Annotated in this window: 15 protein-coding genes and 1 pseudogene; 6 read left to right on the top strand and 10 right to left on the bottom strand. The window is 61.3% G+C overall.

Translation table 11 applies throughout. The annotated features are described in order from the left end of the window. Positions 1–38: 38 nt before the first annotated feature. The gene (locus tag EB233_RS02740) at positions 39–914 is read right to left on the bottom strand and encodes a LysR family transcriptional regulator (RefSeq protein ID WP_064990178.1); all 876 of its coding nucleotides are present in this window, start codon (positions 912–914) and stop codon (positions 39–41) included. A 105-nt stretch (positions 915–1,019) separates the two neighbouring features. Between EB233_RS02740 and EB233_RS02735 the strand changes: the two genes are divergently transcribed. From EB233_RS02735 to EB233_RS02720, 4 genes are read left to right on the top strand one after another with little or no spacing between them, the layout of a single operon-like run. Beyond that, positions 1,020–1,652 (top strand): glutathione S-transferase family protein, encoded by a 633-nt coding sequence (locus EB233_RS02735; protein WP_064990692.1) that lies wholly within the window; start codon positions 1,020–1,022, stop codon positions 1,650–1,652. A 43-nt stretch (positions 1,653–1,695) separates the two neighbouring features. Further along, on the top strand, positions 1,696–2,466 hold the full coding sequence (locus tag EB233_RS02730) for an enoyl-CoA hydratase/isomerase family protein (protein WP_064990693.1): 771 nt from the start codon (positions 1,696–1,698) through the stop codon (positions 2,464–2,466). Between the two features lie 42 nt (positions 2,467–2,508). Then, positions 2,509–3,186 (top strand): peroxiredoxin-like family protein, encoded by a 678-nt coding sequence (locus EB233_RS02725; RefSeq protein ID WP_064990694.1) that lies wholly within the window; start codon positions 2,509–2,511, stop codon positions 3,184–3,186. Between the two features lie 54 nt (positions 3,187–3,240). Continuing rightward, positions 3,241–3,954, top strand: a complete 714-nt coding sequence (locus EB233_RS02720; protein ID WP_064990179.1) for an SDR family oxidoreductase — start codon at positions 3,241–3,243, stop codon at positions 3,952–3,954. 614 nt (positions 3,955–4,568) lie between these two features. Here EB233_RS02720 and EB233_RS02715 read toward each other — a convergent pair. From EB233_RS02715 to EB233_RS02675, 9 genes and pseudogenes are all read right to left on the bottom strand, one after another. Further along, positions 4,569–5,108 carry an NADH-quinone oxidoreductase subunit B family protein gene (locus tag EB233_RS02715; protein WP_064990180.1) on the bottom strand — a complete coding sequence of 180 codons (540 nt, stop codon included), beginning with the start codon at positions 5,106–5,108 and terminating at the stop codon, positions 4,569–4,571. 19 nt (positions 5,109–5,127) lie between these two features. Then, positions 5,128–6,642 (bottom strand): hydrogenase large subunit, encoded by a 1,515-nt coding sequence (locus EB233_RS02710; RefSeq protein ID WP_064990181.1) that lies wholly within the window; start codon positions 6,640–6,642, stop codon positions 5,128–5,130. Positions 6,643–6,660: 18 nt separating this feature from the next. Next, on the bottom strand, positions 6,661–8,112 hold the full coding sequence (locus EB233_RS02705; RefSeq protein WP_064990182.1) for a hydrogenase 4 subunit F: 1,452 nt from the start codon (positions 8,110–8,112) through the stop codon (positions 6,661–6,663). Next, entirely contained in the window at positions 8,109–8,771 is a 663-nt protein-coding gene (locus EB233_RS02700) for a hydrogenase-4 component E (protein ID WP_027053712.1), read from the bottom strand. The genes EB233_RS02705 and EB233_RS02700 overlap by 4 nt, the downstream gene beginning before the upstream one ends. Further along, positions 8,771–9,727, bottom strand: a complete 957-nt coding sequence (locus EB233_RS02695; RefSeq protein WP_064990183.1) for a respiratory chain complex I subunit 1 family protein — start codon at positions 9,725–9,727, stop codon at positions 8,771–8,773. The genes EB233_RS02700 and EB233_RS02695 overlap by 1 nt, the downstream gene beginning before the upstream one ends. After that, on the bottom strand, positions 9,718–11,739 hold the full coding sequence (gene hyfB, locus EB233_RS02690; protein ID WP_425487726.1) for a hydrogenase 4 subunit B: 2,022 nt from the start codon (positions 11,737–11,739) through the stop codon (positions 9,718–9,720). Before hyfB ends, EB233_RS02695 begins: the two co-directional genes overlap by 10 nt. After that, a complete protein-coding gene (locus EB233_RS02685) occupies positions 11,736–12,050 on the bottom strand; it encodes a helix-turn-helix domain-containing protein (protein ID WP_064990696.1) in 315 nt (104 codons plus the stop codon). Before EB233_RS02685 ends, hyfB begins: the two co-directional genes overlap by 4 nt. Before the next feature lie 132 nt (positions 12,051–12,182). Then, positions 12,183–12,929: pseudogene (locus EB233_RS02680) on the bottom strand (YoaK family protein); the annotation flags it as partial. A gap of 130 nt (positions 12,930–13,059) precedes the next feature. Next, positions 13,060–13,332: a helix-turn-helix domain-containing protein gene (locus tag EB233_RS02675; protein ID WP_064990185.1), complete on the bottom strand. Its 273-nt coding sequence runs from the start codon at positions 13,330–13,332 to the stop codon at positions 13,060–13,062. Positions 13,333–13,461: 129 nt separating this feature from the next. Between EB233_RS02675 and EB233_RS02670 the strand changes: the two genes are divergently transcribed. Together EB233_RS02670 and EB233_RS02665 are read left to right on the top strand one after the other, a co-directional pair. Further along, positions 13,462–13,644 carry a hypothetical protein gene (locus tag EB233_RS02670; RefSeq protein ID WP_154674607.1) on the top strand — a complete coding sequence of 61 codons (183 nt, stop codon included), beginning with the start codon at positions 13,462–13,464 and terminating at the stop codon, positions 13,642–13,644. Further along, positions 13,641–13,853, top strand: coding sequence for an alkylphosphonate utilization protein (locus tag EB233_RS02665; protein WP_027053719.1), 213 nt, complete (start codon positions 13,641–13,643; stop codon positions 13,851–13,853). Before EB233_RS02670 ends, EB233_RS02665 begins: the two co-directional genes overlap by 4 nt. Positions 13,854–13,895 lie beyond the last annotated feature (42 nt).

Here is a 13,895-nt window from a genome sequence, read left to right as displayed (position 1 = left end):
TGTCTCCGCGGGCTATTCCTTCCAACGGAAGATTGACCTTACCCGACAACCTGCTCCACAAATTCCGCGAACACCCGCGCCTTGGCGCTTGCAAGCCGTCCCGTTGGAAAGACCGCCCAGAGGTCGATCTTCGGAAGCTCCCAGTCTTCAAGCACGCGCGTGACATCGCCGCTTTGCAATTCCGGCCAGAACATCCAGTCTGAGGTGACGGCCAGCCCCATGTCAGCCTTGACCGCCGCACGAATACCTTCGGCGGCGGTGAACTGAACCCGGCCGGAGACCGCGACAGACGCCTCGGTTCCATCCTTGCGGAAGGTCCAGCTTCTGCCAAGCTGGGTATAGACCACCGCCCGATGCGCGGAGATATCCGCGGGCACCCGCGGCCTGCCGTGCGCTGCAAGATAGGCAGATGTTGCAACCACCGACCGCCGACCGGTGGCAAGACGGCGGGCGACGGCCGAAGAGTCGGCGAGATCCCCCATGCGTAACGCGATGTCTATGCCTTCGGATACGAGATCGATCACCCGGTCGTCGAGAATGACGTCCACGTCCAGATCGGGATGTTTTGCCATGAACTCCGGTAGACGCGGAATAACCATGAGTCTCGCGAAGGTCGTGGCAGCACAAATGCGAAGTCGACCGGAAAGCCCGGCGCCGGCCCCCTTCGCTTCCAGTTCGGCCTCATCCGCTTCATGGATGGCGGTCTTGGCGCGTTCGTAAAAGCGCGCCCCGGCGTCGGTCGGCGACAGCCCATGGGTCGATCGAATGAGCAACCGGACCTGTAGCCGGTCTTCCAATTGCGCGATCGTTTTCGATATGGCGGGCTGGCCGACCCCGATCTGCCGGGCCGCCTGGGAGAAGGAGCCGGTCTCAACCACGCGCACGAAGGCAGCCATCGCCTGCAATCTGTCCATTGCTCATTCTCCTTGGGAATAAGCACTATCGCCTCAAGCTGCCTGCCGCAAGCATCGTGGAATGGTCATAACACTCTCCACCGAACACGACCGATGGAGACGAACATGATCGAAGTCTACGCCTTTGCAACCCCCAACAGCGTCAAGGTGCCGATCGCGCTTGAGGAGCTCGGCCTTCCCTACGAACTGAGGACGGTCAATGTCCGCAAGGGCGAACAGAAGGAAGAGGCGTTTGTCACGCTCAATCCGAACGGCAAGGTGCCTGTCTTGTTGGACGACGGCTTGGTCCTGACGGAAAGTGCCGCGATCCTGGTTCATCTTGCGGAAAAGACCGGCAAGCTGTTGCCGAGCGACAGCGAGGCCCGTGCCCGCGTCTTCGAACAACTTTTCTTTCACGCCTCGGCCTTGAGCCCCGCCTTTGGCAATGCCGGCTTCTTCAAGCGCTCATCGCCGGAGCCGCAGCCCCTCGCCGAGGCGCGTTTCACAACCGAAGCCGAACGCATCCTGGGCCTGCTCGATACTAAGCTTGCCGAGCAGGCTTTCATGGCCGGCGAGGCGTTCACCATCGCCGACATCGCCCATTTCGGTTGGCTGTGGCGCCGGCAATTCCCCGGCCTGACGCTCGATGAGCGCCCGCACCTGTCCCGCTGGTACGAGACGGTGGCAGATCGCCCCGCCGTCCAGCGCGCCATATCCCGCGTCGAAGCCCTGGTCGAAATCAAGGGGCCCGCCGCCTGATCCTCCCCCGACCATCCATATCCAAACCCGAAGGAGAATGACCATGTCCAACTTCGAAACCTACAAGAACAGCTTCCCGAATGCCCGGCTGACACGTTCGACGAGCGGCGTCCTCGAAGTCGCCTTCCACACCGACGGCGGCAAGCTCGTTTTCAACGGCTACACGCATGAGCAGTTCGTCGAACTCTTCCACCAGATCGGTTCCGACGCCGAGAACCGCCTCGTCATCCTGACCGGCTCGGGTGATGCCTTCATGGATGCGATCAATCCCGAAGGCTTCGATTTCTTCTCGCCGCGCGGTTACGACAAGATCCTACGCGAGGGCAAGAAGGTCCTCATGAACATCCTCGACATCGAGGTGCCCATGATCACCGCGCTGAACGGACCGGTCCTCTTGCATTCTGAGTATGCACTGCTCACGGACATCATCCTCGCCACGCCGGAAACCGTCTTCCAGGACAAGCCGCACTTCGATTTCGGCATCGTCCCCGGCGACGGCGTCAATTTGCTCTGGCCGGAAGTGATCGGCAGCATCCGCGGCCGCCATTTCATACTGACCCGTCAGGTGCTCGATGCCCAGACAGCGCAGGATTGGGGCGTGGTCAATGAGATTGTTCCAGCTGACGGCCTGCTCGCTCGCGCCCACGAGATCGCCGAGGGCATTGCCGCCCTTCCGCCGCTGACCAGCCGTTACACCCGCATTGCCCTGACGCAGAAGCTGCGCCGGATCATCGACGAAGGCGCGGGCTATGGTCTGGCGCTGGAAGGCATCAGCGCGGCCGAAGTGGCACGCTCCATGGCCGCCAATGGCTAAGGCCACCCAGGAAACAATTCCGATTTTCAAAGGACAATGATCATGACACTTCAATCCAAGCTGGACGCCTTCAAGGTCGATTTCGAAGCCGGAAAGCCGCCCTACAACGTCCCTCACTCGGTCATCGAGACCATGCACCGCGCCACTGCCGAACTGATCGCCTCGGGCGCGGCTGGGCGAGCCCTGAAGGCGGGCGATAAGCTTCCGGATTTCGCCCTGTCCGACCCTGACGGCAATATGGTCTTATCGGCCGATCTGTTGTCGCGTGGACCGCTGGTCATCAGCTTCTATCGCGGTGTCTGGTGCCCCTACTGCAATATGGAACTCCAGGCCCTGCAGGACGCGCTGCCCAGGTTTCAGGAGCTGGGCGCAAGCCTGGTGGCGATCTCGCCGCAAAATCCGGTCAACAGCCGCAAGTCGATCGACAAGAACAACCTGACCTTCCCGATCCTGTCGGACCCGCACAACGACATTGCCGCCGCCTTCGGTTTGCGATTCGCAATGCCGGACTATCTGGTCGCGCTTTACAAATCCCTGAAGAATGACCTTCCGGCCTTCAACGGCGACCCGAGTTGGACCCTGCCCATGCCCGCCCGCTACGTGGTCGGACAAGATGGCGTCATCCTCTATGCCGAGGTGAACCCGGACTACACGCGCCGTCCGGAACCGGAAGACATGCTGCCGGCCCTGCGCCTCGCCGCAACCCAGGCCGCTGCCTGAGCTTGTCAACTTATCAGGCCCTGCTTCTTCGAGGCAGGGCCAGAGGATTTTCCGATGAAGAGAACATTCCTGATCACCGGCGCCAGTAAGGGCATCGGTCTGGCGCTGGCTCAACGGCTTGCCGAACGCGGCCACAACGTCATCGGCATCGCCCGCAACCGAACCGATGCGTTTCCAGGCCCGCTTCATACGCTCGACCTTTCCGAACGCACCGCCAACGCGCAACTGGCCAGGATCGTCAAAGATAGCGATGTTGATGGCGTGATCAACAATGTCGGTTTGGTAAAGGCTGAGCCGCTGGGCAACATAGCCGTCGAAACGCTTGAGGACGTGATGCGCGTCAACCTGCATCCTGCCCTGATGGCCGTGCAGGCAGCCTTGCCCGGCATGCGCTCGCGCGGCTGGGGGCGTATCGTCAATATCTCCAGTCTCACCGTTCTCGGCAGCGTGCAGCGGACAAGCTACGCCGCTGGCAAGGCAGCCCTTGTCAGCTTCACGCGAAGCTGGGCGCTCGAACTCGCCCCGACCGGGATCACCGTGAATGCCGTTTCGCCTGGGCCGACGGAAACGGAGCTGTTTCGCGCGAACAATCCGGTCGGCAGCGAAGGCGAGGCGCGATACCTGTCCGGCGTTCCCATGGGCCGTTTCGGCCAACCCGACGAACTCGCCGCCGCGATCGAATTCCTGCTCTCGGACGATGCAGCATTCATCACGGGGCAGACGCTGCACGTTGATGGTGGAGCCTCGATCGGAAGGTCTTCGCTGTAGGACGATTGAGACCAGGCCAGTACCCACGAGACTGGACCGGTTCCGGAGATCAGCACAAGATAATTATATGAGCTGCAGAAGTGACCGGTCCTGCCGCGATCCCTTTTCGGAGCTTGTTAGTGGCCAGGTCGTGTGCAGTTTCGATAGTTCCAATCAAATTGTGCACCCGGTGAGCTCGGTTAACGTGGCGGAGCCTACGGTTTGGACATCAAATGGTGTAAAGGAGGGCTACAGCGTAGACGTAGTTCTCATCATCACCCGGCGCGGCGCGCCAGATTTCGGCGGCGTCTTGTTCAGGTTGCCGGCGCCGGAAACTGCATTTGCGCGCCGCAGCCCGGCAACCACTCGACAATTGCATCCAGCGCTTCGGAAATATCAGCGCCCTTCAGGACGCACCCCAAACGGTAGCGACGCGCCACCCAGATTGGAGTAGTAAATTCCGTTGAGTAACATCTCGGCGTTGATTTTGCCCATCCGCGCCGACCTCCTAAGCTTGAATCAGATTTGCGCACTTAGGGAATCCGCCGCCGATTCAGCCTCAATTCATCCCGCTCTAGTGGCCCCCGCTCTAGTGGCCCCCGCTCTAGTGGCCGAAGAGCCCTCCACATCGATAGTCAACTTCGGGCAACACTGGCCTTTGAATTCACTCCCTCAAGCAAGGCGAGCAAGCCTTTCAGGATTTCGATTGGTGGCGGCGGGCAACCTGGAATGTGCAGATCGACCGGCAGCACCTCCGACACGCCCCCGATCACGGCGTAGCTGCCAGCGAAACAGCCGCCGTTCTGGGCGCAATCGCCGAGCGCGACCACCCATTTGGGGTTGGGAGTTGCGTCGTAGGTCCGCTTCAATGCCTCGCGCATGTTCTTGGTCACCGGCCCTGTGACCAGCAGGACATCTGCATGGCGAGGCGATGCGACGAACCGGATTCCAAAACGCTCGATGTCGTAGAAAGCGTTGTTGAGCGCGTGCATTTCGAGTTCGCAACCGTTGCAGGAACCGGCATCGATTGCCCGGATCGACAGGCTTCGCCCCAATCTTCTATGTGCAGCCCCGTTGAGGGCGCGTGCGAATTCGTCAACCGCCGCGTCGCTCACCTGCGGCGGACGCTCGGTTAGCGGCGGGCGTATCAGGCTTTCGAAGAGGAGCTTGCGCATGATGGCTTGCCTTGGACCCTTAGAGGTCGTGTCCCGAATACGAGCAGTTGAACGATTTGTTGCATAGTGGGAAGTCGGCGACGATGTTGCCTTCAATGGCCGCTTCCAGCAGCGGCCATTGAAACCATGACGGATCACGCAGGTGACAGCGCTCGATCAGGCCGCTTTTACCAATGCGCAGCCAGGCCAGAATGTCGCCCCGGAAACCCTCGACGAGCGCCATGCCTTCATGCGGGCCGCCTGTCTGGGCAAAGTCGACACGGATCGGTCCACCCGGCAACTGGCGCAGGATTTGCTCGACCAGAGACAAGCTCTGTTCGACCTCGTGAATGCGAATCCAGACACGGGCGTTCACGTCGCCTTCCTGGAGGAGAGGTACCTTGAAGTTAAGCGCGTCATAGGGAGGATAGGCGAGACTGCGTCGCGTATCAAAGTCCCGACCGGAGGCCCGGCCGACATACCCTCCGGCGCGATATTGTCGAGCGAGTTCCACCTTCAGCCGCCCAGTTGCGACTGTCCGATCCTGCAGCGACGCGGTGTTGTCGTAGAGTTCTACAAGCGCCGGAAACCGCTGCCTGATCTCCGTGATCAGGGACCAGATCGCTGTCGTCCCCTCATCGCTTGGGGCGCTTGCCACTCCTCCGGGCACGATGAGGTCGCGTATCAGACGATGACCGAAGGCAGTATCGCTTGCCCGCAATACACGCTCACGCAGCACGCCGCAGTGGGCATGCATGAGCGCGAAGGCAGCGTCATTGCAGATGGCGCCGATATCGCCGAGATGGTTGGCCAGCCGCTCCAACTCGGCCATCAGCGCTCGCAGCCAGACCGCGCGCGGAGGAACCTCGATACCCAGGGCCACTTCGACCGCGCGGGAAAAGGCAAGGGAGTATGCCACGGTACTGTCGCCAGAGGTTCTGCCCGCCAGCTTGGCGGCATGGTCGATGTCGGACCCCGCCATCAAGCCTTCCATGCCCTTGTGCGTGTACCCTAGGCGTTCCTCCAGCCGGACGACCGTCTCGCCGCTTGCTGTAAATCGAAAATGCCCCGGCTCGATGATGCCGGCATGCACGGGTCCGACCGGGATCTGGTGCAGGCTCTCCCCCTCGGCTGGAAGGAAATGGTAGGGTGACGCCGACGGAGACGACGTTTGCTGGGTTCCCAGCGGATAGCTGACCCCCCACTGGTCATGATCAAGCCAACGTCGTGTATCGGGCGCGCCCTGTGGCAAGAGACCGAACAAGTCGGAGGCCGCACGTTCGAGACGCAATGCGGGCGGATGCAGCCGGCCGACCGATGGGTAGCGGCCGTCCGGACATTCCAGGCTGACGACGCCGATGTCGCGCGCGCCTTCGTCGAGAAGCGCCATGTGGACGAGGCCGGGCTCACCCCAGAGACCGAGCAAGCCCCAGTGACCCTCGACCAGCTGGTCAACGGCAAAGCTCCATATCTTGGGGGCCACCACGGCGCGCTGCCACGGAAAATGGTTGTCGACGCGTTGGCCAGCGAGGATGAGGTCGATCAGAGCGGGCATGCTTCTTTCTCCCCTCCTTCATCCCAGGAGATTGGCGACATGCTGGAACCATGTGACCAGTGGTGGCGGCAGATAGATGCCGGCGGCAAACACCAGCGCCAGGTGGGAATACATCGGAATGTAGGATGCCTCGGCGGGCGCGGTGCTGCCGCGCGGTTCGCCGAAAGCGACGCCGGTCAGCCGAAGCAGCAGGGCGCCGAAAGCGAGCAGAATCCCGAATACCAGCGGCACCGCCAGAAAGGGGTGCCTTGCGAAGGTCGAACTCACAACCAGGAATTCGCTCATGAAGATGCCGGATGGAGGGAGGCCGGCAATGGCGACGACGCCGATGACGAGTGCCCAGCCAAGCGCCGGATGCGTCTCCGTCAGCCCCCTGATCTCGGTGATGTTCTGTGTTCCCTTGACCTGTGCAATGTGTCCGACCGTGAAGAAGATCGCCGACTTGGTCAGGCTGTGCATCACCATGTGCAGCAGGCCGGCAAAGTTGGCGAGCGGGCCACCCATGCCGAAAGCGAACACGATGATGCCCATGTGCTCGATGGAGGAATACGCGAACAGGCGTTTGATGTCGCGGCGGCGGTAGAGCATGAAGGCCGCGAAAACAAGCGACGTCAGCCCCATCGTGATCATCAAGGGCCCCGTCGCGATCGCTTCCGGGCTTGCCGCGAGCAACAGCTTGAAACGCAGCACGGCATAGAGCGCGACGTTCAACAGCAAGCCCGACAGGACCGCGGAAATCGGCGTCGGGCCTTCCGCGTGCGCGTCGGGCAGCCAGGCATGCAAGGGCGCCAGGCCAACCTTCGTACCGTAGCCGAGCAGCAGGAAGACGAAGGCGACGTTCAGCAAGGCCGGGTCGAAATGCGCCGCGTGCGCGATGAGCACTGTCCAGACCATGGCATTCGTGCCCTCGCCAACAACCGGCTGCGCGGCCATGTAGACGAGGATGGTTCCGAACAGCGCCAGCGCGATGCCGACGCTGCCCAGAATGAAATATTTCCAGGCAGCTTCCAGCGCCTCATGCGTGCGATAGATGCCGACCATGAGCACGGTGGTCAGCGTGGCAAGCTCCACCGCCACCCACATCAAGCCGATATTGTTCGACACGAACGCCAGGTTCATGCCGAACATCATGATCTGGTACATGGCATGGTAGAACCGCAGGTTCGACGCGGTCAGCCGTCCGGTATCCAGTTCGTGCGCAATGTAGGAGGCGCTGAAGACGCTGGTCGTGAAGCCAACGAATGCATTCAGCACGATGAAGACGATGTTGAGATCGTCGACGAGCAGGTATTGACCGGGCTGTGGCCGATCCGTCACGAAAAGCGACAGTGCGGCGAGCAAGGTCAGCAAGCTCGCGGCGACATTGAGGCCAGCCGCCAGCCGGTAATTCGGCAGCGCGGCCAGAAGCGCGGCCGCGACGACTGGTATCAGCAAGATGGTGGCCACCGCATCGAGGGAAAACGCGGTCAACGGTGTTCTCCCCTGTAGTCGTCGAGCGCGCCGACATCGACCGAATCGAACCTCTCGCGGATGCGGAACAGGAAGACGCCGATGACGATGAAGGCGATGAGGATCGAGAAGGCGACACTGATCTCGACGACCAGCGGCATGCCCTTGGCTCCCGTGGCGGCAAGGACCAGGCCGTTCTCGAGCGACATGAACCCGACCACCTGGCTGACGGCATTCCGCCGGGTGACCATCACCAGCAGCCCCAGCAGTATGATGGACAGCGCGAAGGCCAGGTCCTCGCGGGCGAGGGGGTCGGCGCCTGAAGTGACCCGCAGCATCAGGACCATGGACAGGGCCACCAGGCCTATTCCGGCGAGCATGGTCGGACCGATCCCGACGGCGGTCTCGATATCGCGATGGATGCCGAGCCGCTGAATGATGCGATGGAGTCCGACGGGAATGACGATCGCCTTGAAAATGAGGGCAATCGCCGCCGTGACGTAGAGATGATGCGCGTCCTGGATATAGGCCTGCCAGGCCACCGACAGGGCGAGCACGATGGCGTGAACCGCAAAAACGTTGATCAGCGCAAAGAGACGATCCTGGTACAGCATCATGAAACTGACCAGCACCAGGCCACCGGCGAGCAGATGAGCGATGTCGAAGGTGAGGCCGTTCATCAGAGGCTCCGTGAGACGAACAGCAGGAGCGTGCCGAGCAGGGCCAGCATGAGTGCTGCTCCAAGGAAATCCGGTACGCGGAAGACACGCATCTTGGCGATGGCAGTCTCGAACAAAGCGAGGAGGACGCCGCTCGCGGCAAGTTTGCAGATGTAGAAAACGACGCCCAGAACATACGACCAGGGTCCGGCCCCGGCGGTCACGAGCCCCCAGGGAACGAAGACACAGGAAATCAGCGAGACGTAAAGCAGAAGCTTCAGGAAGGCCGCGAAATCGATCATCGCCAGATGGCGACCGGAATATTCCAGGACCATCGCCTCGTGGACCATGGTGAGCTCCAGATGCGTCGCCGGGTTATCCACCGGCACACGGGCATTTTCCGCGATCGCCACCATGACGAGAGCGATCAGCGACATTCCGAGCGATACCCGCAGGCCAACCTGCGGCGAGCCCATGAAAGCGGCCACCGTGGACAGTTGCGTCGCTCCGGCAACGAGTGCCAGGCTGAACACGATCAGGAGCATGGCGGGCTCGGCCAGGGAAGCAATCATCACCTCGCGGCTGGCGCCGATGCCGCCAAAGCTCGTGCCGACGTCCATCGCCGCCAGCGCCAGGAAGAACCGTGCGCTTCCAAGCAGCGCGACGATGGCTATCAGATCGGCCGTCCAACTGAATTCGAGGCCGGTGGCAAATGTCGGGACGAGCGCGGCGGCGACCCAGGTGGCGGCGAAGATCAGATAGGGTATGACGCGAAACAGCCAGGATGCGTTGTCGGCCAGAACGACCTCCTTGCGCATGAGCCGCAAGAGATCGCGATACGGCTGGATGAGAGGAGGACCCCGGCGGCGCAACAATCTTGCCTTCACCTTGCGGATGAAGCCAGTCAAGAGCGGTGCCAGCAAAAGCACCAGCAGCATCTGCGCGGCCTGGACCGTCAACTCGAGGATCAGGGCCATAGTGCGAGCACCAGGAGCAAGACGATGAGGAAGAGGAAAACAAGGGTAAGGTAGCGCCTGATCGTCAGGAACTGCAGATGGTTCAGGTGGTCGGTCGCAAAGTCCAGGGCCTTGCCTATGGGCAGGTAGAGCGTCTCCCAGATCACATCATGGACTTCCAGATTGAAACGAGCCGGACGGGTCTCGCCAGGTGCCGGCATCTCGACCCTTTCGGTCGCACGGAACACGAACGTGCCGAAGACCCGGCGGATAGGCTGTGCGAAGCTGACGCCCGTGTATTGCGAGCCTGCGACGCCATCCGCGAAGCCGCAACCCCAGGCGGGACCGCGACGCAGCGCGTGCGACGCGAAGCGATGGATGACATAGACCGCAGCGGATGCGGAAATGGCGATGAATACAAACACCAGCAGGCCGTTGTAGGAACTGCGGCTCGCTGCAATCGGCACGATCGAGAGCCAAGGTTGCGCCATCTGCACCGGCATGCGGCTGCCGATAAGCGAAAGCGTCACGGGGGAAAGGCCATCTATGACAAGGCCCGGCAGAATGCCGGCAAGCAGACAGAGCACGGCAAGGATGAACATTGCCGCCAACGAGTAGCGGTCGGCGTCGTGCGCGTGTTCCACAGCCGAGGACCGTGGCCGGCCCAGGAACGTAATTCCGAAGGCCTTTACGAAGCAGGCCGCGGCCAGCGCCGCCGACAGCGCCAGCAGACCGCCGACGGCGGGCACCATCACTTTCAGGCCCCATTGCGGCAAATCCGGGCTCTGCAGGACAGCCTGGAAAGCCAGCCATTCAGAGACGAAGCCGTTGAAGGGCGGAAGCGAGGAGATCGCTACGCAGCCGACGAGAAAGACGAAGCTGGTCTGCGGCATCCGATGGATAAGACCGCCCAGCTTCTCCATATCCCGTTCGCCGGTCGCCGTGAGCACGGCGCCGGCGCCGAAGAAAAGCAGGCTTTTGAAGAACGAATGGTTGAGAGCGTGGAACAGCGCGGCGGTAAGCGCTAGCGCCGCCGCCGATGGCATGGCGTTCGCCTTGAAGGCGAGCGCAAGACCAAGGCTTACGAAGATGACGCCGATGTTTTCGATGGTGCTATAGGCGAGCAGCCGCTTGAGGTCCTTTTCCATCAGCGCGTAAAGGATCCCCAGGACAGCGGTGAGGCCTCCGAAGAAAAGGACGATGATGCTCGACCACCATGTCGGTTCACCGAGCAGGTCGAAGATAACGCGAATGAAGCCATACACGGCGACCTTGGTCATGACGCCGCTCATGAGAGCCGAGACATGGCTTGGCGCGGCCGGGTGAGCGAGCGGAAGCCAAACGTGCAGCGGAACGAGACCAGCCTTGGACCCGGCGCCAAGCAACATGAGAGCCAGGACGAAGGTGGCGACGAGCGGGGTAGGCCCCGCGGCACGCATCGCTTCGAACGTGTAGTTTCCGCCCGGCCCAGACAACAGGCCGAACGCAAGCAGCAGCGCCAGCGTGCCGAAGCTCGCCATCACGAGATAGATGTAACCGGCCCGTGCATTTTCCCGTTCGCGATGGTGGACGATGACCAGCGCCCAGGAAGAGAGCGACATGAATTCCCAGGAAAGCAGGAAGGTGAAGGCGTCGTCCGCGAGCACGACCAGGTTCATTCCAGCGAGGAAGGCGGGGAAGAACGGCAGCACCCGGTGCGGCGAGGGTTCGTGGCTGCCATAGCCAAGACCGTAGAGGCTGGCCATGGCGCCGCCGAAATCGATGACGACGAGGAAGAAAGTCGAGAGCGCATCCAGGCGGAAATGAGCCCCAATCCAGGGCAGCCCGACCGGCAATACGGCAGTCGACGGCGTGACGGGGTCTTCCAGGACGCGACCCGCGAGAACCAGGAGCGCGGCGGCCGAAATACCGAGCGTCAAGCCGTAGACGAGGCGCGTTCCCGAGCCCGGCGTGCGGCTCACCGCAATCGCGAGCACCGCAGTCCCCAGGAGCGAAGCAACGCCCCACAGAAGGACCGCGGCGTCCGAAATCACGGCACGCTCCTCGCAGCGAGTCTGGTGCCCGCATCGTCCCCGCCCAGAACCTTGACGGGGTCGAAATCCGCCTTGAGCCGCACGCCACGTCCACCGACCTGGCTGGTGGCGCCCTCGGCGATCAGCTCGACGCCGGCAAGGTCAAGGGCTCCGATCAACTTCATCAGGGAATCGACGTTGCCCCGGATAATCGACTCGCTGGCTTCCATGCGCTGAATTGTCGGCACCGAAAGGCCGGACAATTCGGCCAGCCTGCGCTGGTCAATGCCGAGGAGCGCCCTCGCGGCACGCAACTGTGGAGCAGTTATCACGGGTTGCATCCCTTATTGTCAACTTTGAGATATTGTCTCTGCCGGTTACAGCATATATTAAAATGCGGTGCATTCAACAAATGATGCGTGACACATCTATCCCTGCGCCGAAACCGCGAGCTACTGCCGAAGCCGCCTCATGCGGACGGAGACATCCTCCAAGACCGGCATGGAGGCAAGCATCAGGAGAATGGCCGCGAGAAACAGCGTCGCCGCAAAGCCGACGTGCTTGAAGCCCAAAGCGCCGATGACACCCCCGATAAAGAACAGGGCAACAAGCGACGCAAGCAGTCTCAGCTTCCTTCGATCTGCCTTCACGAACAGTCCGTCCGAGTCATTCCGTGACATGTTCCAATAGAGCAGCTTGCCGAGTTCGATGCCCATATCAGTCACCAGGCCGGTGATATGCGTTGTCCGGATTCTGGCTTCCGATAGTTTGGTGATGATTGCGTTCTGCAACCCCATGATGAAGCAAAGCAGCATTACCGTCATTGGCACGAACAGAGCCTCATGGCGCGCAAGGTGGCTGCCGAGCAGACCGAAGCAGATCAGCAGGATCGCTTCCAGGACGAGCGAAAACGCATACTCGCTCTGCAGATGTTGCCGTCGTCCCCAATTCACCAGCACCGCGGAACAGGCGGCCCCGGCAACAAACGACAGGAAGGCCCCCAATCCGGAAAGCACCAGTTCGACATTGCCGAGTGCCAGGTGATCAGCCATCGACGAAACGATGCCTGACATGTGGGACGTGTATTGTTGGACCGCCAGAAACCCGCCGGCATTGGCTGCCCCCGCGACAAAGGTCAGGAAACGGGCGAGGTGCCGGTCGGTTCTGTCGCTTCGCTCCTTCCCCGCTAGTCGACGTAGATAGAGGATCATGAGCGAACCATGCCTTTCCGTGCGGAAAGGCGGGGCCGCAAGCTGACGTGCCGGAAAAGGCTCATTGGGGTGTTTCTGGAAGACAAGGAAGACGAAAGAATGCGTGGCGCCGAGGTGTGCCTTGTGTGGCTTAGTTTGGCCTGCCCAATGGCGTATCCGGATGCCGGTACCTGACGCCACGGCCACCATCCTCGCTACGCACATGTTCGCTGAGAAGTTCGACGCCGGCGCGGCTCAGTGCATTGAGCACTTTCATCAAGCTATCGGCAACGCCTCGCACATTGCCCGGGCTGGCTTCCATTCGTTGGATCGTCGGCAGCGAGACGCCTGCCATTTCCGCCAAGGTTTTCTGGTCGATGTCGAGAAGGGCGCGAGCGGCACGAAGCTGGAAAGCAGTGATCATTGGGCATCAGTGTCTGAGTATGAGAAATGATATTCATTATGGTATCATTGACGTATAAAACATCAATACAAAGCGAAAAATAATGATCTGCCGCTTGGCAGCGGGAGCCTCGGCGATTATCGTGCCTGAATGACTCAGCGCTACAAACCTTGTCAGGAGCCCGCCGGCACCTGGACCGTCAATGATGCTCGTACCGGGCGCCCCGCCGAGATGGGCAGCCGAACCATCGTTGGAATGAACCAGCAGGATGCCGAGGAACTCGCGGATCTCCTCAATGGGCTGAATGCACAAAGGCAGGAAGCAAAATCATGAAGGTCAAAGACAGCAATGGCACTCCCCTGAGTGACGGAGATTCCGTCACGCTCATCAAGGATCTCAAAGTCAAGGGCACCTCTGTCACCCTGAAACGTGGAACGCTGATCAAGAACATCCACCTCACGGGCAATGAAGATGAGGTCGAGTGTCGAGCCGAGAGGGTCAAGGACCTGGTTCTGCGGACAGAGTTCCTGAAAAAGGCGTAGGGGAGCGGATTTCCCCACAATTTGGCGGACCGTATTGAAGCC

Origin of the sequence: Mesorhizobium erdmanii (assembly GCF_013170725.1) — a bacterium.
Classification (GTDB): Bacteria; Pseudomonadota; Alphaproteobacteria; order Rhizobiales; family Rhizobiaceae; genus Mesorhizobium; species Mesorhizobium erdmanii.
Note: the sequence above shows the minus strand (reverse complement) of the source record. Positions and strands in the feature narration are given on the sequence as shown.